We start from the raw sequence: 1,407 nt of genomic DNA, 5'->3' as shown, positions 1-1,407 counted from the left end.
AACCGTAAAAAATTATTCTTAAAAGCAGGTCAGCTTATTGTTGAATTGGCCAAACGCTACTATGAGCAAAATGATGCAAGTATTTTGCCTCGTTCAATTGCCACTAAAGCTGCTTTTAAAAATGCGATGACACTTGATATTGCCATGGGTGGTTCAACCAATACAGTTCTTCACTTGTTAGCTGCGGCAAATGAAGCTGAAGTTGATTTTACGATGGACGATATTGATGAATTGTCACGTCGAGTACCAGTGCTTTCAAAAGTAGCACCAGCAAAACAAGACGTACATATGGAAGATGTACATCGTGCAGGCGGTATCATGGCCATTTTAGGCGAGCTTGATCGTGCGAATCTACTTGATGTATCTGTACCGACAGTACATGAAAAAACATTAAAAGATGCGTTAGATAAGTGGGATATTATTCGTACTGAAGATCCAGATGTATATGAGTTCTACCGTTCATCTCCGGGTGGTGTTCCAACTCAAGTTGCATTCTCACAAAACCGTTACTACTCAACTTTAGATGGCGACCGTGAAAAGGGCGTGATTCGTAATGCAGAACATGCATTCTCTAAAGATGGTGGTTTAGCTGTTCTTTACGGCAACATTGCGCTTGATGGATGTATTGTAAAAACTGCGGGCGTTGACGAATCTATTTTAAAATTCACAGGTTCAGCACGAGTTTTTGAGAGCCAAGATGCAGCGGTAGAAGCAATTTTAGGCAATGAAATTAAAGCTGGTGATGTGGTTGTAATTCGCTACGAAGGTCCACGTGGTGGTCCGGGCATGCAAGAAATGCTTTACCCAACCAGCTATCTTAAATCGAAAGGTTTAGGAAAAGACTGTGCGTTAGTTACAGATGGCCGTTTCTCTGGTGGTTCATCAGGTCTTTCAATTGGTCACGTTTCGCCAGAAGCTGCTGAAGGCGGTGCGATTGGTTTGGTTGAAGATGGCGATACCATCGAAATTGATATTCCAAACCGTACCATTCACTTGAATATTGATGATGCGACTTTGGCGCACCGTCGTACAGTTCAAGAAGCGAAAGGTTGGCATCCGAAGGAAGAACGTAAACGTAAGGTATCAAAAGCGTTAAAAGTTTATGCAATGCATACCACAAGTGCAGCAAAAGGAGCTGTACGCGTTCTATAAAATATTCAATTTTAATAATTGAGTAGGAAACATGCACCCCTTAACACGATGAATTGTTATCATGTTAAGGGTGCATTTTTTATGTCTGGTAAAAAAAAATCCGCTTGTAGAAAAAGGTGGTTTCAGATCATTCTATGGGTTTGCCATAAAATGGTGATAAAATCTTCACCTACGCAGAAACTCGCGAAATAACATGACATATTTTCTGCGCGAACTTAGGTAGTCATTTTTCTATCTCGACTACTGTTTCACCTT

1 protein-coding gene is annotated in these 1,407 nt (G+C 40.9%); it reads left to right on the top strand.

Features of this window, described 5'->3' with window-relative positions; translation table 11 throughout:
* Window positions 1-1,152 (top strand): dihydroxy-acid dehydratase (locus tag VXQ92_RS17930; protein ID WP_416682718.1); only part of this gene is annotated, 1,152 nt, incomplete at its 5' end.
* Window positions 1,153-1,407: the final 255 nt, after the last annotated feature.

The sequence above is a fragment of the Acinetobacter sp. 228 genome (genome assembly GCF_048147885.1).
This window is presented reverse-complemented; position numbering and strand designations above follow the sequence as displayed.